Source organism: Citrobacter sp. CK185 (assembly GCF_030333565.1).
GTDB classification, from domain to species: domain Bacteria; phylum Pseudomonadota; class Gammaproteobacteria; order Enterobacterales; family Enterobacteriaceae; genus Citrobacter_B; species Citrobacter_B koseri.
In genome coordinates this window covers 326,509-345,521 of record NZ_JAOWFR010000023.1, presented here as the reverse complement: position 1 = coordinate 345,521, position 19,013 = coordinate 326,509, and the positions used below count along the sequence as shown (strand labels likewise).

At 53.9% G+C, this 19,013-nt stretch carries 20 protein-coding genes; 8 read left to right on the top strand and 12 right to left on the bottom strand.

The window, feature by feature from the left end; translation table 11 throughout:
- Positions 1-12: 12 nt before the first annotated feature.
- The 5 genes from OGV79_RS09325 (at position 13) to OGV79_RS09305 (ending at position 4,580) form a co-directional block, all read left to right on the top strand.
- The gene (locus OGV79_RS09325) at positions 13-870 is read left to right on the top strand and encodes an isochorismatase (protein WP_012133394.1); all 858 of its coding nucleotides are present in this window, start codon (positions 13-15) and stop codon (positions 868-870) included.
- A complete protein-coding gene (entA, locus tag OGV79_RS09320) occupies positions 870-1,625 on the top strand; it encodes a 2,3-dihydro-2,3-dihydroxybenzoate dehydrogenase EntA (protein ID WP_115609503.1) in 756 nt (251 codons plus the stop codon). The genes OGV79_RS09325 and entA overlap by 1 nt, the downstream gene beginning before the upstream one ends.
- 2 nt (positions 1,626-1,627) lie before the next feature.
- Complete coding sequence (gene entH, locus OGV79_RS09315; protein ID WP_012133392.1) at positions 1,628-2,041, top strand: proofreading thioesterase EntH; 414 nt, start codon at positions 1,628-1,630, stop codon at positions 2,039-2,041.
- Positions 2,042-2,216: 175 nt separating this feature from the next.
- A complete protein-coding gene (gene cstA / locus OGV79_RS09310) occupies positions 2,217-4,322 on the top strand; it encodes a pyruvate/proton symporter CstA (RefSeq protein WP_012133391.1) in 2,106 nt (701 codons plus the stop codon).
- A 60-nt stretch (positions 4,323-4,382) separates the two neighbouring features.
- Positions 4,383-4,580: a YbdD/YjiX family protein gene (locus tag OGV79_RS09305; protein WP_012133390.1), complete on the top strand. Its 198-nt coding sequence runs from the start codon at positions 4,383-4,385 to the stop codon at positions 4,578-4,580.
- 92 nt (positions 4,581-4,672) lie between these two features.
- On the opposite strand, the gene OGV79_RS09300 is transcribed toward OGV79_RS09305, so the two are convergent.
- On the bottom strand, positions 4,673-5,761 hold the full coding sequence (locus OGV79_RS09300) for an oxidoreductase (protein WP_071259780.1): 1,089 nt from the start codon (positions 5,759-5,761) through the stop codon (positions 4,673-4,675).
- Positions 5,762-5,891: 130 nt separating this feature from the next.
- Between OGV79_RS09300 and OGV79_RS09295 the strand changes: the two genes are divergently transcribed.
- Complete coding sequence (locus tag OGV79_RS09295) at positions 5,892-7,052, top strand: pyridoxal phosphate-dependent aminotransferase (protein ID WP_024130556.1); 1,161 nt, start codon at positions 5,892-5,894, stop codon at positions 7,050-7,052.
- Here the strand turns inward: OGV79_RS09295 and OGV79_RS09290 are convergent, their stop codons facing one another.
- The 4 genes from OGV79_RS09290 to dsbG form a co-directional block, all read right to left on the bottom strand.
- Positions 7,053-7,670 carry an IbrB-like domain-containing protein gene (locus OGV79_RS09290; RefSeq protein WP_012133386.1) on the bottom strand — a complete coding sequence of 206 codons (618 nt, stop codon included), beginning with the start codon at positions 7,668-7,670 and terminating at the stop codon, positions 7,053-7,055. It abuts the gene before it with no gap.
- Positions 7,643-8,878: a phosphoadenosine phosphosulfate reductase gene (locus OGV79_RS09285; RefSeq protein WP_012133385.1), complete on the bottom strand. Its 1,236-nt coding sequence runs from the start codon at positions 8,876-8,878 to the stop codon at positions 7,643-7,645. Before OGV79_RS09285 ends, OGV79_RS09290 begins: the two co-directional genes overlap by 28 nt.
- Before the next feature lie 182 nt (positions 8,879-9,060).
- Positions 9,061-9,963, bottom strand: a complete 903-nt coding sequence (gene citR / locus OGV79_RS09280; protein ID WP_049011612.1) for a DNA-binding transcriptional repressor CitR — start codon at positions 9,961-9,963, stop codon at positions 9,061-9,063.
- A gap of 213 nt (positions 9,964-10,176) precedes the next feature.
- Entirely contained in the window at positions 10,177-10,923 is a 747-nt protein-coding gene (dsbG, locus tag OGV79_RS09275; RefSeq protein ID WP_104868933.1) for a thiol:disulfide interchange protein DsbG, read from the bottom strand.
- Between the two features lie 374 nt (positions 10,924-11,297).
- Here dsbG and ahpC point away from each other — a divergent pair, with 374 nt between their 5' ends.
- Positions 11,298-11,861, top strand: coding sequence for an alkyl hydroperoxide reductase subunit C (gene ahpC, locus OGV79_RS09270; protein ID WP_012133381.1), 564 nt, complete (start codon positions 11,298-11,300; stop codon positions 11,859-11,861).
- 239 nt (positions 11,862-12,100) lie between these two features.
- A complete protein-coding gene (ahpF, locus tag OGV79_RS09265; protein WP_012133379.1) occupies positions 12,101-13,666 on the top strand; it encodes an alkyl hydroperoxide reductase subunit F in 1,566 nt (521 codons plus the stop codon).
- Between the two features lie 76 nt (positions 13,667-13,742).
- Here the strand turns inward: ahpF and uspG are convergent, their stop codons facing one another.
- The 7 genes from uspG to citX all read right to left on the bottom strand — a co-directional run bounded on the left by uspG (position 13,743) and on the right by citX (position 19,010).
- Entirely contained in the window at positions 13,743-14,171 is a 429-nt protein-coding gene (gene uspG, locus OGV79_RS09260) for a universal stress protein UspG (RefSeq protein WP_024130553.1), read from the bottom strand.
- Between the two features lie 128 nt (positions 14,172-14,299).
- A complete protein-coding gene (yldA, locus tag OGV79_RS09255; RefSeq protein WP_272917174.1) occupies positions 14,300-14,389 on the bottom strand; it encodes a small membrane protein YldA in 90 nt (29 codons plus the stop codon).
- Positions 14,390-14,526: 137 nt separating this feature from the next.
- Complete coding sequence (gene rnk / locus OGV79_RS09250) at positions 14,527-14,937, bottom strand: nucleoside diphosphate kinase regulator (protein ID WP_012133377.1); 411 nt, start codon at positions 14,935-14,937, stop codon at positions 14,527-14,529.
- A 218-nt stretch (positions 14,938-15,155) separates the two neighbouring features.
- On the bottom strand, positions 15,156-15,962 hold the full coding sequence (gene rna / locus OGV79_RS09245; RefSeq protein WP_012133376.1) for a ribonuclease I: 807 nt from the start codon (positions 15,960-15,962) through the stop codon (positions 15,156-15,158).
- 128 nt (positions 15,963-16,090) lie between these two features.
- Entirely contained in the window at positions 16,091-17,554 is a 1,464-nt protein-coding gene (gene citT, locus OGV79_RS09240) for a citrate/succinate antiporter CitT (protein ID WP_012133375.1), read from the bottom strand.
- Positions 17,555-17,578: 24 nt separating this feature from the next.
- Positions 17,579-18,487 carry a triphosphoribosyl-dephospho-CoA synthase CitG gene (citG, locus tag OGV79_RS09235; protein WP_071259771.1) on the bottom strand — a complete coding sequence of 303 codons (909 nt, stop codon included), beginning with the start codon at positions 18,485-18,487 and terminating at the stop codon, positions 17,579-17,581.
- On the bottom strand, positions 18,459-19,010 hold the full coding sequence (gene citX, locus OGV79_RS09230) for a citrate lyase holo-[acyl-carrier protein] synthase (protein ID WP_012133373.1): 552 nt from the start codon (positions 19,008-19,010) through the stop codon (positions 18,459-18,461). Before citX ends, citG begins: the two co-directional genes overlap by 29 nt.
- Between the last annotated feature and the right edge of the window lie 3 nt (positions 19,011-19,013).

Here is a 19,013-nt window from a genome sequence, read left to right as displayed (position 1 = left end):
GGAGAAAGAGAGATGGCAATTCCGAAATTGCAGGCGTACGCGCTGCCTGGCGCGCTCGATATTCCGCCCAATAAAGTGAACTGGGCCTTTGAACCTGAACGCGCTGCGCTGTTGATCCACGATATGCAGGATTATTTTGTCAGCTTCTGGGGCGACAACTGCCCGATGATGAAACAGGTGATCGCGAATATCGCCGCCCTGCGTCAGTACTGCAAAGAGCACAACATTCCGGTCTATTACACCGCTCAGCCGAAAGATCAGAGCGATGAAGATCGCGCCCTGTTGAATGATATGTGGGGGCCGGGCCTGACGCGTTCTCCCGAGCAGCAAAAGATTGTCGATGCGCTGGCGCCGGACGAGGCGGACACCGTGCTGGTGAAATGGCGCTACAGCGCGTTTCACCGTTCGCCGCTGGAGCAGATGTTAAAAGAAACCGGGCGTAATCAGCTGATTATCACGGGTGTGTATGCGCACATTGGCTGTATGACCACGGCGACCGACGCTTTCATGCGCGATATCAAGCCGTTTATGGTGGCGGATGCGCTGGCCGATTTCAGCCGTGAAGAACATGTGATGTCGCTTAATTACGTTGCCGGTCGCTCCGGTCGCGTGGTGATGACGCAGGAACTGCTGCCGACGCCGGTTCCGGCGAGCAAAGCAGAGTTGCGGGCGCTGATCCTGCCGCTGCTGGATGAATCCGACGAGCCGCTGGATGATGAAAACCTGATTGATTATGGGCTGGACTCTGTACGTATGATGGCGCTGGCGGCTCGCTGGCGTAAAGTGCATGGCGATATCGACTTCGTGATGCTGGCGAAAAACCCGACGATCGATGCCTGGTGGACGCTGCTTTCCCGTGAGGTGAAGTGATGGCCGGATTGGATTTTAACGGCAAAACCGTCTGGGTGACCGGCGCGGGAAAAGGGATTGGTTATACCACGGCGCTGGCATTTGTTGCGGCTGGCGCGCAGGTGACGGGATTCGATCGCGAGTTCGCGCAGGATGCGTATCCCTTTGCGACCGAAGTGCTGGATGTCGCAGACGCCGCGCAGGTCGCGCAGGTTTGCCAGCGCGTGCTGGCGCAAACCGAACGGCTGGATGTGCTGGTGAATGCCGCCGGGATTTTACGGATGGGGGCGACCGATGCGCTAAGCGCCGAGGACTGGCAGCAGACGTTCGCCGTCAACGTCGGCGGCGCGTTTAACCTCTTCCAGCAGACGATGGCGCAATTTCGTCAGCAGCAGGTCGGGGCGATTGTTACCGTCGCGTCTGATGCGGCGCACACGCCGCGCATTGGCATGAGCGCCTATGGCGCGTCCAAAGCGGCGCTGAAAAGCCTGGCGCTGACCGTTGGGCTGGAGCTGGCGGGCAGCGGCGTTCGCTGTAACGTTGTCTCTCCGGGATCTACCGATACCGATATGCAGCGCACGCTGTGGGTGAGCGATGATGCGGAACAACAGCGTATTCGTGGGTTTGGCGAGCAGTTTAAGCTTGGCATTCCGCTGGGAAAAATCGCGCGTCCGCAGGAAATCGCGAATACCATTTTATTCCTCGCGTCCGATCTGGCCAGCCACATTACGCTACAGGACATTGTGGTTGACGGCGGCTCAACCCTGGGAGCGTAACGATGATCTGGAAACGCCATTTAACGCTTGATGAGCTGAACGCCACCAGTCTGAACACGATGGTGGCGCATCTGGCGATCGTCTATACCCGTCTGGGCGATGACGTGCTGGAGGCGGAAATGCCCGTCGATGCGCGAACGCATCAGCCTTTCGGCCTGTTACACGGCGGCGCTTCGGCGGCGCTGGCGGAGACCCTGGGGTCAATGGCCGGGTATCTGATGACCCGTGACGGCCAGTGTGTGGTGGGAACCGAGCTGAATGCCACGCATCATCGCGCCGTGTCGCAGGGGAAGGTGCGCGGCGTTTGCCAGCCGCTGCATCTGGGTCGGCAAAGCCAGAGCTGGGAAATTGTGATTTTTGACGAACAGGGACGACGTTGCTGTACCTGCCGCCTGGGGACGGCGGTGATGGGCTAGGCCCAACAAAATGCAATGATGTTGCAGCGTTGACCGGCCAATGAAGTGATCCAGTTAACAATGCAATGTAAATAATCAGTTTTATAGCGTTGTCAGGTTGTTAAAACCAGCAGAGGTGTTATAGAAACAAAATGTAACATCTCTCTGGAACACAACACGCAAACGGACAACAACTATGAACAAATCAGGGAAATACCTCGTCTGGACATTGCTCTCCGTTATGGGAGCATTTGCCCTGGGATATATTGCGTTAAACCGTGGGGAACAGATCAACGCGCTATGGATCGTCGTGGCGTCAGTTTGTGTCTACCTCATTGCCTACCGTTTTTATGGTCTGTATATCGCCAAAAATGTGCTGGCGGTTGACCCGACGCGCATGACGCCTGCGGTGCGTCATAACGATGGTCTGGACTACGTACCTACCGATAAGAAAGTGCTGTTCGGTCACCATTTTGCGGCGATTGCCGGGGCAGGGCCGTTGGTTGGGCCGGTGCTGGCGGCGCAGATGGGGTATCTGCCCGGTATGATCTGGCTGCTTGCCGGGGTTGTGCTGGCAGGCGCGGTGCAGGACTTTATGGTGCTGTTTGTTTCTACCCGTCGTGACGGTCGTTCGCTGGGTGAACTGGTTAAAGAAGAGATGGGCCCAACGGCTGGTGTGATCGCGCTGGTGGCCTGTTTCATGATCATGGTGATTATCCTTGCGGTACTGGCGATGATCGTCGTGAAAGCCCTGACCCACAGTCCGTGGGGGACGTACACCGTTGCGTTCACCATTCCGTTGGCCATTTTTATGGGCGTCTACCTGCGTTACCTGCGTCCGGGACGTATTGGCGAGGTGTCTGTTATTGGTCTGGTGTTCCTTGTCTTTGCCATCATCTCCGGTGGCTGGGTGGCGGAAAGCCCAACCTGGGCGCCGTATTTTGACTTTACCGGCGTACAGCTGACCTGGATGCTGGTGGGCTACGGTTTTGTGGCGGCGGTTCTGCCGGTATGGCTGCTGCTGGCGCCGCGTGATTACCTCTCAACCTTCCTGAAGATTGGTACGATTGTCGGTCTGGCCGTCGGCATTCTGATTATGCGTCCGACGCTGACGATGCCTGCGCTGACCAAATTTGTGGATGGCACCGGCCCGGTGTGGACCGGTAACCTGTTCCCGTTCTTGTTCATCACCATTGCCTGTGGCGCGGTGTCTGGCTTCCATGCGCTGATCTCTTCCGGCACCACGCCGAAGATGCTGGCGAACGAAGGGCAGGCCTGCTTTATCGGCTACGGCGGGATGTTGATGGAATCCTTCGTGGCGATTATGGCGCTGGTTTCCGCATGTATCATTGATCCGGGCGTTTACTTCGCCATGAACAGCCCAATGGCCGTACTGGCGCCAGCCGGAACCGCTGATGTGGTTGCCTCTGCTGCGCAGGTGGTCAGTAGCTGGGGCTTTGCGATTACGCCTGATACGCTGCATCAGATTGCCAACGAAGTGGGCGAACAATCCATTATTTCTCGTGCCGGTGGCGCGCCAACGCTGGCGGTGGGGATGGCCTACATCCTGCACGGCGCGCTGGGCGGTATGATGGATGTGGCGTTCTGGTATCACTTCGCGATTCTGTTTGAAGCCCTGTTCATTCTGACGGCGGTTGATGCCGGTACGCGTGCGGCGCGCTTTATGTTGCAGGATCTGCTGGGCGTGGTCTCTCCGGGTCTGAAACGTACGGATTCACTGCCTGCGAACCTGTTAGCGACGGCGCTGTGCGTGCTGGCGTGGGGATACTTCCTGCACCAGGGCGTGGTGGACCCGTTAGGAGGGATCAACACCCTGTGGCCGCTGTTTGGTATCGCGAACCAGATGCTGGCGGGTATGGCGCTGATGCTCTGCGCGGTTGTACTGTTCAAGATGAAACGTCAGCGTTACGCATGGGTGGCGCTGGTGCCTACCGCCTGGCTGCTGATCTGTACGCTGACCGCAGGCTGGCAGAAAGCATTTAGCCCGGATACCAAAATTGGTTTCCTGGCGATCGCCAATAAATTCCAGGCGATGATCGACAGTGGCGATATTCCTGCGCAGTACACGCAGTCTCAGCTGGCGCAGCTGGTGTTCAACAACCGTCTGGATGCCGGTCTGACCATCTTCTTCATGGTTGTGGTGGTGGTTCTGGCTCTGTTCTCAATCAAAACTGCGCTGGCAGCGCTGAAAGAGGACAAACCGACGGCGAAAGAAACGCCGTATGAAGCCATGCCGGAAAACGTTGAAGAGATTGTGGCGCAGGCGAAAGGCGCGCACTAATTTTTAAATAAGCGGCCCTCTTCTTAACGGGAGAGGGCATTTGCGTCACAGGTGGTAACGATGTTTGATACGCTTTCTAAGGCCGGGAAATATCTGGGTCAGGCGGCAAAACTGATGATTGGCGTGCCGGACTATGACAACTACGTTGAGCATATGCGCGTGACGCACCCGGATCAGACGCCAATGACTTACGAAGAATTTTTTCGTGAGCGGCAGGATGCGCGTTATGGCGGGAAAGGCGGCGCACGTTGCTGCTGATGTTTTGTGTTGCCCGGTGGCGCTACGCTTACCGGGCCTACGGGGTATTTTACAGGCCGGATAAGGCGCAGCCGCCATCCGGCAAGCCGCCGCTAAACCGTAAACGACTCTACCTTTTCAAACGCGGCGCGTAATGTGGCTGGCGTTAACGTCACCGGCAGAAAGTGGATGGATTCAACCGGGCGCAGGGTGTGGGCAATCACGTTATCAATCTCCGCCTGGTTCTGGATGTCGACATCCAGCGCCGCCAGCGTGGTGGGCAGACTAAAGCGCTGATAAGCGGCGACAAGCTGCGCCAGTACCTCATCCTGACCCAGCAATGCGCTTTGCACCAGAATGCCATAGGCCACTTTGGTGCCGTGCAGAAACTTCTCGGTTTGCGGCAATACGGTGAGCCCATTATGGACGGCGTGTGCCGCCGCCACACGGGTATAACGCTCGCCAAGGCCGCCGACCATGCCGCCTCCGGCAATAATCGCATCCACCACATCGCGAAATGCCTGGGTGAGTTCTCCACGCTCTTTGTCCGCCAGCGCCTGTTCGCTGCTTTCCAGTAGCACATCACGGATCGCCAGCGCGCCGTTAATGCCCAGACGCACGGTAAGCGGTAAGGTTTCTGGCTGTGGCGCTAATACAACGGCTTCGTACCATTTTGCCAGCGTGTCGCCGATGCCGGCCAGCAGATAGGCCTCTGGCGCGCGGAGAATGATTTCCGGTTCTACCAGCACCAGATAATTGGCGTCGTCAAAAATTTCAAAGTGCAGCGCCTGACCGGCATCGTTGTACCAGACCGACAGCGGTGTCCAGGCCGCGCAGGTGGCCGCGATAGTCGGGATCGCCACGAAGGGGAGTTGTAGCCGACGGGCAAGGGCTTTGGCGGTATCAAGCAGCGTACCGCCGCCGATACCGATCACTACGCGGCGGTCGTCGCCTGCTTTCGCGGCCAGTTGTTTCACATCGCTTTCGCTGCAATGGCCGGTAAACGGCAGGTGTCTGGCTCCCGGAAGATCAAACGCATCCGGCAGGTAAGGGCGGGCGGCGGCAATCGCACGTTCGCCATACACCCATACTGCGGCGGAGAGTTGCCCGGCGCTGAAAAAATCCTTCAGTCTGGAGAGGCTGCCGGTATGGGAAAAGTAGTTAGCCGGGCCGGTAACGACGCGGATGTCAGTGTTACTCATGGTGTGTTGTCCTTGTGGCTGCGCTGTCCGGGAGTTGTTTTTATTTAGACGTCTAAGCGTCTTGATTGCCAAATGCTAACATCGTGTTATAGTGGTTTCAACATCGACATCACCCTCGGGTATGATAACTATGAGTAATAACCCACTGATTCCGCAAAGCAAACTGCCTAATTTAGGCACCACAATCTTTACACAAATGAGCGCCCTGGCGCAGGAGCATCAGGCGATTAACCTGTCGCAGGGATTTCCTGACTTCGATGGCCCGCGCTATCTACAGGAACGTCTGGCCTGGCATGTTGCACAAGGGGCGAATCAATATGCGCCGATGACCGGCGTGCCTGCATTACGCGAAGCCATTGCGGAAAAAACGGCGGCGTTATACGGCTATAAGGCTGATGCCGGGAGCGAGGTGACGGTAACGGCGGGGGCAACGGAAGCGTTGTATGCCGCCATCACCGCGTTGGTTCGTGCGGGAGATGAGGTGATCTGCTTCGATCCCAGCTATGACAGCTACGCGCCAGCCGTTGAACTGTCCGGCGGCGTGCTGAAACGTCTGGCGCTTCAGCCGCCGCAGTTTCGCGTTGACTGGCAGGCATTTGCTGCGTTACTGAGCGAACGTACCCGGCTGGTGATCCTCAATACGCCGCATAACCCGAGCGCGACCGTCTGGCGCAAAGCCGACTTTGAAGCGCTGTGGCAGGCGATTGGCGATCGCGAAATCTATGTATTAAGCGATGAAGTGTATGAGCATATCTGCTTTGCGCCAGAAGGCCATGCCAGCGTACTGGCGCATCCGCAGCTACGTGAGCGTGCTGTCGCGGTCTCGTCATTCGGTAAAACCTTTCATATGACTGGCTGGAAGGTGGGGTACTGCGTAGCGCCAGCGGCGATCAGCGCGGAATTGCGTAAAGTGCATCAGTATCTGACGTTCTGCGTCAACACACCGGCGCAACTGGCGCTGGCCGATATGCTGCGTGCTGAACCGGAACATTACCGCGATTTACCCGCATTTTACCGGAAGAAGCGTGACGTTCTGGTTAATGCCCTGCGTGACAGTCGTCTGGAAATCCTGCCCTGCGAAGGCACCTATTTTCTGCTGGTGGATTACAGTGCGGTATCAGACCTCAATGACGTGGATTTCTGCCAGTGGCTGACCCGGGAAATCGGCGTTGCGGCGATTCCGCTGTCGGTATTTTGCGCCGATCCTTTCCCACATAAACTCATCCGCTTATGTTTTGCCAAGCAGGAATCCACGCTGCTGGCGGCCGCAGAACGCCTGTGTAAATTGTAATTACTTTACGGTCCAGGCTTTGGAGAATCGACGGTCGGCAAAGAGTTCCTGTAGGCCGTTGATTTGTTTCAGACGCAGGACTTCATCTTTATCCATGCCCAGCTCTTTTCCGATTCGCGTCTCGTCCCAGCCCAACAGGGAGAGTTCTCGCACAATTTCCGACATCGCGTGAATCTGATGACGGCCACGGGCGCGGTTGTGACGAATGGTCGCCGCAATTCGTTCATGGCGATTGCGTTCCAGACAGGTGACGGGGAGATAGCCTTTTAACTTTGAGCGTAATGTGGATTTCCCTTTACCGAGTTCGTGACGGTGAAAGCCATCCACGATTTCATATTTTTCTGCCGCCGTTTCTGCAACGACGATAGGCTGCGTGAAGCCATCTACCTCAATAGACTTCAGCAGGAGCCTTTTCTCCGGGGGCGCCACATTGTTTGGGTTGTAATCATTAGGCTCGATTTGTTCGTTTTTTACCCATTGCACGCAGTCTACCGGCTGATCGCGAAAGGGGCTGACGCGGTGGATTGCCATTCTGAATTCGTTGATTGCCGCAATTCTCTCTTCTTCGTTCAGCGTGGAGAGAAAGTCGGTTATTTGTTGGGTGAGTCGCTGTTGCATAAAATCCCCCATTCTTTGCGCTTTGCTTTCATGCGTTCATTGTAGCGCTGGTAGTGTTTAGGCTTTGTCGGGCTGAATGAGAGCGCCCGACACCAGTAATCATTGTTCAATAGCACCTTGCAGATACGTCGCCATGAGGGGATATCTTTGGAGCCGATATCGCCTTCCTGCGTTTGTGGAATGTTCTCCATTCCTTTCTTTTTATACCATTGCAGGTAGACCGCGATTTTGTTGCGGTAATGCTCGGCGCTCTGTTCCGGCATGCTGTCCAACAGCAGCATGGCGTAGCTTTGCCAGCTATGGTGCTCGGGTTTCAGTATTTTTCGATGGCCGTAAAAATGGTTATCCTGGCCTGCATATATCCCTCCGCTGCGCACGCCGCTTACCCTGGCGCACATTGCTGCCCAGCGTTCGGGTTCAATGACATGATAGAGCCACAATCCCTGACGTTGCTCCGGGCCGAAAGGTTCGCAGATGCGCATATACCGGAGCGGCACGTTGGCCTGGTACATCAGGTTATAAAGCGGGTTGCAAGGCTGCTTCGTTTTTGCGAACCATGTCCAGATGTCTGCCGTTTTCCAGTCATACATCGGGTAAATATACCAGGTGTGCCCGCCCTGAGCGGCGGTCGTCCAGGGTTTGTCGTCCGCAAAACGCTGTTTGCTCAGGGAGGCGATAGCGACAAACCGATTGTAAGACTCGTCAGCGCGGATGCCGATCAGCATCGCCGCAGGACGCTTTTCTGAAAACCACTCGGCAAAGTCGCGAACAAATTGTTCGAAGGTCATGCCTGGCTGATAAAAAGGAAAGTAAGCCGGATCGGTAATGGCGTCGGCAGGCGGTTGACGCACCCATTCGGCATTCGGGTCCCAGCATTGCCATTCGGGTTGGTATTGCGACAGCGAATTTTGTGTGGTGAGCGGCAGGGCAACCCAGTAAAAATGTTCAATGACATCGGAATATTGTTCGCGTAATGACTGAACATAGTCAATTGTGCAGGAGAATTGCACTTCCCAGTCAATAAATAATACGCAGATCTTCTTCTTTAACTTACGCGCGATTCCGGCGGTAAGGTGCAGCATCAACCCTGAGTCTTTCCCCCCGGAAAATGACACGCAAATACGCGGTAAGGTGGTGAGTGTCCATGTAATGCGCTCTTCCGCAGCTTCCAAAACATTTTGGTCAAGTGGGATTTTATAAACAGACATAATGAGTTCATACCTGAACGGAAAATGGCTATGTGTAGAATACAGAAAAATAATTATATATTATATGATATAATCAACAGAATGTGCAAGATTTAAAAAAGCATCCAAAACTTAAATTAATTTTATATTAATTATTTTAATTTTGAATGCTTGTGTCGGCGATGGCCCCGTATGTTTTCGTTTCAGCTATTTTCCGTCATTTTGTTAATGATACTCGTAAAACCTTTGTTATTCAGTGACGTTCGATTATATACCAGGTATAACTGAACTGAAGGTAAATCCTGATCAATATTAACTCGTTGCAGTTTAAGGGTGGAGTGAAAGAAGTCATATATGACTTCAGGAACGATGCCAATTATGTTGGTTTCAGCAATAGTATTAATGATTGCAACCATCGAGTCACTGCGAAACCCAATTTTCCGACTGGCAAGAAGGGAGTTGACCAGCGACTGGTATTCTTTAACGCCTGGCTCCTCTCCCTGGTATGAGGTAAACGGTTCTTCGAGTATTTGCGCTAATGTACTGGCGTCACTGATTCTGGGGTGATCGGCACGACACACCAGTACGCTTTTGATTGTTTTAAAAGGCGTACAGACAACCGAATGGTTGTTCAGCGGCGTGGTGGTGATCACCATGTCCGCCTTGCGGTATGCCAGCAGGTCTTCTGCTGATTCCGCAGACATCAGGATATCATGATGCTCAATTTCAACGGAAGAATCTTCCATAATAAAATTAATCAGCTTTATTACGTTCATTGCAGTAAGTAGCTGAGGGCTGTAAATGATAAATTTTTTCTTAAGGCTGGAACTATGCATAATATTAATTGTTTGTTCCAGACTATTGAGGTTTTCCTCAAGATGATGATGCAGATTTATACCGGTGACGGTTGGCGTGATGCCTTTTCCTGAACGAATAAATAAAGGATCGTTGAATTGAGTTCGTAATCGTTGCAGAGATTGACTCACGGCTGACGGGGTGATGTACAGCGTTTCCGCCGCTTTACTAATGCTTAAATTCTGGTAGATACACTCAAAAATAATCAGTAAGTTGAGATCGAATTTTTTGAGATCGTAGAGATTAGCCATGTTTTTTTCTTCCTGTTTTGTGACTATTGTCATAACTATATTTGCTATAGTTATGCAACACATCCAATGCTTTACAATAGTGATGTTTGCTAAGCTTAAATTCTCTTTCAATAATACTAAAATAGCATAGCTCAGAATATCTTTGCGAGCGATTTATAATGGAAAAGGAGATTGACAGAAAAACAATGACAATCTCCCCCCTTTAATTTAGGTTTAATGTTCACCCATCATAATGTCCAGCTGCGCTTTTTCCGGTAACCCGACGACCTGCTGTAACATATTTTCTTTATTCATATAGTAAATGGCTGGCGTTGCATTCGCCCCCAGATCGTCCATGAGTTTCTGATGAATATTCAGCATTTTCATCTTATCTTCTGGCAGCGGTGAAGGGATCGCCAGATTGAGTTTACCGCCTGACGCTTCATAGTCATGCCAGGTTTTTGCCGGATCGCGGGTGGATAAGATAGCGGCAGCCGTTGCCGGGCTTTCGGGTTTGATCACGCCCACCAGTAGCGTCCGCAGTTGTACTTTGCCGGATTCGACCCAGGGGCGCGCCTGCTGCCAGAACTGTTTGCAGTAAGGGCAGAAAGGGTCCGCAAAGACATAAAGAATCACCGGCGCCTCTTTTTTGCCGTCCAGAATCCACGACGCTTTTTCCATCCGCTGCCACATTTCTCTGCCGACCGGGGCGTAGATCTCTTTTTCTATCAGCGCATTACTGAGGTTTGCGCCTTTTTCGTCGTACATGTAGCCGGAAATCGCGTGTTTCCCGTCAGGCGTGAGGTAGATGGTCACGCCCATATCCTGGTATTTGCCCAGATAGCCTTTCATTCCGCCGGGGGCGTCAAAAGACTTCAGGATCGTAATTCCCTGTTTTTCTATCGCTTTAACCGGGGCAGGCAGTTCTTCAGCAAAGGCGATGAGCGGGAGCAACGTCAGCAGCAATGTTCGTTTTATCATTATATTTCCTTAAAAATCAGTGCAAAAGGAACATTGACGGCAAAACCTATCACAGTCATAGGTAAGGTCTGCCGTCGGAAGATTGCCCTTTCTTTGGTAGGGTGATGTAATCCTTTCGCTGTTACAGCCTTTGTTAAGGTAATGTAGAGCGCAACACATAGCCAGTTTCACTGGCGCTGAAGTTACCTACGGGTAGTTCAGGTAATGGGGCCGCCTGTAAAGGGGGCCTTTTTACTTTTTGTCGCTAAACGTTCACAACGTTGTCTTGTGTGAGTTGTTAGGTATCGCTGATTGATTTGATAATGCAAACGCATTAGCCCAATCACGGAAAGTTGGTTACTTTACATCTCAACGAAAACACGGAGGAAGTATAGATGTCCTTGATTAATACCAAAATTAAACCTTTCAAAAACCAGGCGTTCAAAAACGGTGAATTCATCGAAGTAACCGAGAAAGATACCGAAGGCCGCTGGAGCGTCTTCTTCTTCTACCCGGCTGACTTCACTTTCGTATGCCCGACCGAACTGGGCGACGTAGCAGATCATTACGATGAATTGCAGAAACTGGGCGTAGACGTTTACTCTGTTTCTACCGACACCCACTTTACTCACAAAGCATGGCACAGCAGCTCTGAAACCATCGCAAAAATCAAATATGCGATGATCGGTGACCCGACTGGCGCCCTGACCCGTAACTTCGACAACATGCGTGAAGACGAAGGTCTGGCTGACCGTGCGACTTTCGTTGTTGACCCGCAGGGTATCATCCAGGCTATCGAAGTTACCGCTGAAGGTATCGGCCGTGACGCATCTGACCTGCTGCGTAAAATCAAAGCGGCTCAGTATGTTGCTGCTCACCCAGGCGAAGTTTGCCCGGCTAAATGGAAAGAAGGCGAAGCGACTCTGGCTCCATCCCTGGACCTGGTCGGCAAAATCTAAAATTCGCTGCGCCTTTCGCGCTACAGGTGCGTTGGCTGCGCTTTCTCACCCCGGTCACTTACTGATGTAAGCTCCCGGGGATTCATAAGCTTGCCGCCTTCCTGTAACGCGAAATACTGGCGAATTAATCCTTAAGCGGGTGCGTCGCACCCGTTTTTTCCAGCACCATCATGCAAGTCGCATTCAGGCTGTCGGTATAAGGCAACTTGCATGATGATGTTTTTAGAGAGGGAAGAATAATGCTCGACACTAACATGAAAACTCAGCTCAAAGCGTATCTTGAGAAACTGACCAGGCCTGTTGAGCTGATTGCCACGCTGGACGACAGCGCTAAATCGGCAGAAATCAAGGAACTGCTGGCTGAAATCGCTGAACTGTCAGAGAAAGTCACATTTAAAGAAGATAACAGCCTGCCGGTGCGCAAGCCTTCTTTCTTGATAGCAAACCCGGGTTCTGACCAGGGGCCGCGCTTTGCGGGTTCTCCGCTGGGGCATGAATTTACCTCGCTGGTGCTGGCGCTGTTGTGGACTGGCGGCCATCCGTCGAAAGAGGCGCAGTCTCTGCTGGAGCAGATCCGCGATATCGACGGCGATTTCGAGTTTGAAACTTATTACTCGCTCTCCTGCCACAACTGCCCTGACGTCGTACAGGCGCTGAACCTGATGGCGGTGCTGAACCCGCGTATCAAACATACCGCGATTGACGGCGGCACATTCCAGAATGAAATCACCGATCGTAATGTGATGGGCGTTCCGGCTGTGTACCTGAACGGTAACGAATTCGGTCAGGGACGTATGACGCTGACGGAAATCGTCGCCAAAGTGGATACCGGCGCAGAAAAACGGGCGGCGGAGGAGCTGAATAAGCGTGACGCTTACGACGTACTGATTGTCGGTTCCGGCCCGGCGGGGGCGGCAGCGGCAGTTTACTCCGCACGTAAAGGCATTCGTACCGGTCTGATGGGCGAGCGTTTTGGCGGTCAGGTGCTGGATACCGTTGATATCGAGAACTATATTTCTGTGCCAAAAACGGAAGGGCAGAAGCTGGCTGGCGCGCTGAAAGCACATGTTGATGATTACGATGTTGACGTGATCGACAGCCAGAGCGCGAGCAAACTGCTTCCGGCGGCAACGGAAGGGGGCCTGCATCAGATTGAGACCGCTTCCGGCGCGGTGCTGAAAGCCCGCAGCATTATCATTGCCACCGGTGCCAAATGGCGCAACATGAACGTGCCGGGCGAAGATCAGTACCGCACGAAAGGCGTAACCTATTGCCCGCACTGCGACGGCCCGCTGTTTAAAGGCAAACGCGTTGCGGTAATCGGCGGAGGGAACTCCGGCGTGGAAGCGGCGATTGACCTCGCGGGGATCGTTGAGCACGTTACGCTGCTGGAATTTGCGCCAGAAATGAAAGCCGACCAGGTTCTGCAAGATAAAGTGCGTAGCCTGAAAAACGTCGACATTATTCTGAATGCGCAGACAACGGAAGTGAAAGGCGACGGCAGTAAAGTGACGGGGCTGGAATATCGCGATCGCGTAAGCGGCGACATCCACAACGTTGCGCTGTCCGGGATCTTCGTACAGATTGGCTTGCTACCAAACACCAACTGGCTGGAAGGCGCGATTGAGCGTAACCGTATGGGCGAAATCATCATTGATGGCCGGTGCGAAACCAGCGTGAAAGGCGTATTCGCCGCAGGCGACTGCACCACGGTTCCTTACAAACAGATCATCATCGCGACGGGCGAAGGCGCGAAAGCCTCTCTGAGCGCATTTGATTATCTGATCCGCAGTAAGACGGCATAAAAAGAAAGTAAGACTACACCTGCAATGCAAGAGGCTGCCAATGGCAGCCTCTTTTTTTACGCAACAACCGTGCGATTTACCGCACAACCAGCACCGGCAACGTAGCATGGCGGACAACGCTGGAGGCGTTAGAACCCAGCAAATGCGTGGTGATAGACGGATTGCGGGAGCCAATGACCACGACGTCCGCATTCAGCTCTTCGCCCAGTTCGTTCACCACATCCCGCACGTTACCAAAGCGGACGTGCTGCTTAATCCGGGAAGGGTCGATACTGAAATGACTCACCATCGTTTGCAGGCGAGTCTCCGCTTCGTGCTGCAAATGCTCCTCAAAACGACGAACGTCGGCGGCAAAGCGGTGCAGACTCAGGCTGGCGGAGCCCGGAAGAACATGCAACAGATGAATGACGCCATCCTGTTGCGCCAGAAACTCTGCGTGGCGCACGGCCTTGTCGCTAAGTTCCATTTCGAAAACATCAACCGGCATAATGATTGTCTTATACATACCCGTTTCTCCCTGTTAACTAATACTGAATTCATTCAAACATATAATAATATTTCTTTCTGGTATCTGCCCGGCACTTTTCATATCACAACGTTTCTTTACGACTGATTGATGCTTATGACCAGAAGCTACCAGCGTCGCTCAAGGTAAAGCACGGCCACGACGATAATCGCCATCATAATAAGAAATGCCAGCGTGATGAAAAGAGCCTCATTCATGACCGTACTCGCGGCAATGAAACGGATTAATTCTGGATGACGGGGAACGGGGGTGAACCAGGAGGAATGGGTGATTTTCGGAAAGAGGATGCAGGGAGCATCCTCTGTGTAAACGGGTGAACGCTTATCCAGATGGTTTAGCGCAGGTAGTCGCCCGCTGCTTCAGGCTGATATTCAAGCTCCAGCACTTCAAGGTGAGTGGATGCCCCGCCAGGCAGGTCCCAGTGAATGGTATCGCCGACGCGCAGGCCCAGCAATGCCGCGCCCACCGGCGCCATTACGGAAAGCTGCGTATTGCTGTCGGTCATATTCGCCGGATACACCAGCGTGCGCACGCGAATTTCGCCATCGCTGAGATTGCGGAATTTCACCCGACTGTTCATGGTGACGACGTCGTGCGGCATGGCTTCCGGCGAGCACATCTGGGCGCGATCCAGCTCCGCATTTAATGCGTCAGCAATGGGTAAACCAGCAAACGCAGGCTGCTCCAACAGGCGGTCGATGCGTTCGGCGTCGAGGTCGTTGATGATAATAGTTGGTCTGGACATTTGTTACTCCATGTCGTCGATGCTGCGAGTGCCGCAGGTAAATAATCCCAAAAGAAAACCCTCACCGTCAGGCGGCGAGGGTTTAGCTTTCATGATAATACTGAGACTTCCCCCTTCTTTGAAGTGATTTAGCTCACATTCGGGGAAATCCTCAATACGGTTGTCTTTGCGTAAATTTTAGTCGCAAGCCGTGATGGTTCTCAAGTTTGTATACCGCCTCAGTAACCCGCTTTGTCAATCACAAACCGCTTCCCGCAATTGCCCGGATGGGGTTGCGATATAAACGAGGAAGCGGAAAGCGGATCGTTAATCCTGGCGGCGTTGAGCGAGAACTGTATTTCTGTCAGATAAGCCGGGTTCCCGTGGCAGCTCAGTTTCACCGCCTTCACGTTTTCTTTCCCCCAGCTTTGGGCGACGGCGGCGTCAAACGCGGCGCGGCTGACTCTTTTCCCGTAATTTGCGGCCAGAAAATCGCCCAGCGCGCTGTGTTTTATCTCATGGTTCAGCCGTACCATTGTGCCGAAATAAACGTCTGGATCAAATCCAAAGCAGGCACCGTGCTTGGCGTATTCATAACGTTCCAGACAGGATTTTCCACCGGCTCCGGGCATGACCGCGCTGAGTTTTGCCGCGCTCTCCAGTGAAAGGCCGGTTTCAGGCGCGGCGCATTTACGGCTGGCGCGCGCTTCCGGCAGATTGGGGATCGGACGAGTCGCGCAGCCAAACCGCATCCAACGGCGCTCGTCCACGCCACGCGCGGCAACCGATCCCGGCAGACCTGGCCACAGACCGTGGACAGTCAGAAAATCAGCTTTGTTGGGAATCTCTTTCTGCTGACGGCACTCTTCGGGTTCCCGATGATCGCGCTCATGCTGACTTTGACAAAAACCGGTTTGCCAGGAGAGCGCCAGCACATAGCGGTCAAAATCAGCGTACTGTTTTGCCTGAAGTGGCTCAGCGTTAACGTTGAAGAGGGGAAGCAGGAATACTGCCAGGAGAGAACCATAACGCCATGTTGATTTCATGATGGATGCTGAAACTCATACAAATATTGAATATCACCTATTTAACCATAAAAAAAGCCAGTCAGGTTTATCTGACTGGCATGAGAGGGATAACGCGTTAGCCGTCATCCGGCATTATGTGCCGATGTTTAGTTCCACAGCGCCAGAATCGGCCAGCCAACCACCAGCAGCATGGTGATGTAGATAACCCCAAAGATCGCGCCAAGACGCCAGTAATCTTTGGATTTTACATAGCCGCAGCCGTAGATGATGACCCCCGGCCCTGTTGCATACGGCGTCAGGCAGCCCATGATACCGATGGACAGCACCAGCAGAATACAAAGTTGCTCCATCGGAACGCCTGGAATACCTTTACCTATCGCCAGAATGACCGGCAGCATGGTTGCGGTATGTGCGGACAGGCTGGCGAACAGGTAGTGAGCAAAGTAGAACACCAGTACCAGCACAATCACCGTTGCGTTAGGTGAGAAGCCTTCCAGATGGGCGCTCATTGTGGTAGCAAACCAGTCGATAAAGCCCGAACGGGTTAAACCGTTGGCCATGACAACCAGCGTCGCGAGGTTAACAAGGGTGTTCCACGCACTGTTATAACGCGTGATGTCTTTCCACGGCACAACGTGCAGCGCCAGCATCAGGGATACCGCCAGCAGGCCGACAGCGGTGGCATCAATCACTTCACCGCCAAATACCCACAGTCCGAGGCTGAGCAACACCAGACCGATCAGCGTCATCTCTTTGCGGGTCAGCGTACCCATCGTTTTTAACTCTTCACCAGCCCATGCCGCAACTTCGGCGCTGTGGGTCACTTCGGGTTTGTAGAGTACGTAAGAGAGCCACGGTGCGACGATCAGCAGAATGATCCCTACCGGTAAGAAGCCCAGGAACCACTGCAACCAGCTGATCTGAATACCGGCAATTTTGCTGACGAATTCCAGACCCAGAACGTTAGGCGCCGCGCCGGTCACGAACATGGAAGAACTGAGGCTGGTACTGATGACCATCATCCACATCAAATAACCGCCAATGCGGCGCGCGGAAGGATCGTTTGGAAACGACTTAAACAGCGGCGGCAGGTTCTTGATTACCGGGAATACCGTACCGCCGGTACGCGCGGTGTTGGACGGTGTAAACGGCGCCAGCAGAATATCGATGATGACAATGGCATAACCCAGCGTCAGGGTGCGTTTACCCATGAATTTCACCAGGAAGAGCGCAATACGGCGGCCCAGACCGGTGACTTCATAGCCCAGCGCGAAAATGAATGCGCCGAACACCAGCCAGACGGTGGTGCTGGAGAAGCCCGCCAGCCCCCATTTCAGCGCCTGCTTGCCCGCGTTAAAGGCCGGGTCGGCCAGCTCTGAGGCATCAAATAACAGATAGTTGCTGCCGATAACGCAAATGGTCACCGCGATAAAACTGATCGCGGTGGCCGGAATCGGCTCCAGTATCATCCCGACGATCATCGCCACGAAAACGGCGAAGTAGTGCCATGCCTGAGGGGGCATGCCGTCCGGGACGGGGATCAAAAACATGATGCCCATAACGACTAATGGGGCCAATAACTTCCATATATTATCTTTAGATAAAGACATAAGTGATTCTCCGAAAAGGATCTTTCAATAATTATGTAAATGATTAACTTGCGAAATTTGTGCTAAAAACCAGGTGACGATCAGTAAGTCGGCGCTGCCGCCAGGGCTGAGGTTGCGTGCAATGCACTGCTGATCGAACCGGTGGAGATGTTCAAGATCGGCAGGAGAACGAATGCCTCCTTGCCGTAATAATGTTGTCGCCTGCTGTTGTATCCAGCGCAGACCTTCCGCGCCGCCGCGTGATGCGACGTTGGTGTCGCCGTTCATTGAGATCAGCAGCAGCAGGGTGTCGAGCAGCGCCAGCTCGGGGTCGCGCCCCTGCGCCAGCAATGCGCGGTAGTGTGGTAAAGCATGGCGGATCACTAACGGGTAACCCGCTTCGGCTTCGCCGCGCGCGCCAGTTAACTCCAGCTGTTGGTACAAGCGTTGACCTGCGGTGAGTTGTTGATTGTTCTGTCGCAGTTCACGCTCGGTCAGACCCCGGCAAAATGTTGCGGCGGTCGAGCAGATGTTTACAGGAGTGATCGGGGAATGCTGCTGGTGCAGGCGTCCGATGGCGGCGCACAGCAGTCCCAGGGAAAATATGCTGCCTTTATGCGTGTTAACGCCGGCAGTGGCGCGAAACATGTCGGCTTCGCAGGCCATACCTAATGGACGTAGCCCTTTCAGTACATCGTCTGACGGTAGCTGCGCGCAGCTCGCGCCATATTCGATAAAACGCGGCAGCCAGCCCTGAATGGCCAGCGCGCTGCGATGGAAATCTTCCAGCGCCATGTCTTTGTGCGCGCCGCAGTTAATGCGATCGACCAGACCCGGCTTGGGAGATAAATTGACCTCAGTCAGCATGGCGCGCCACGCCAGCAGGGCGTACGCGTCAAGCAGCGTCTGAGGAATGGCGGCGGAGTCAGTTGATGTGGCTGGAATCGGCATCATGCAGCAGCGCCTCCATGCGAATAAGTAAGTCAGAAAGCGCGTGGGTTTTCCCTCGGGCGCATTCAGCGGCGCTTTGCTCGCACAACAGGCAGCGGCGGGCAGGAAGCGAAAAATGACGGCGGGACAGAATGTCGCCTTCCGGCGTCAGCACATCGATATCCCATAAACGTCCCAGCGGATGCTGATGCTCAAGCTCGATCGTGGCGAGCTTGAGATCGCGGGCCGGCGCCTCAATGGCGAGGAACCCTTCCGGCCCACTGGCTGAGGCCAGTGCAGCCTGCTCCCTGACAGACCAGCCTGCTTTTTTCGCCACGGCGAGCAGGGCGGTTACGCCGTGATTGAAGATTCGGCGAGTAAGCTCGCTGTCTTTAATCGGGCCGGGCGCCACCACGGTAAAGGAGACCAGTGGAGTGAGATGGCGCGTCAGCCAGGCGTGTTGCCGCGCTTGTCTCTCATCACGGCTGACGAGCAGCTCGGGAATGGAAACCGCATGGCGAGTGGCCTGTTCAGGGAGCAGGTGCATGGC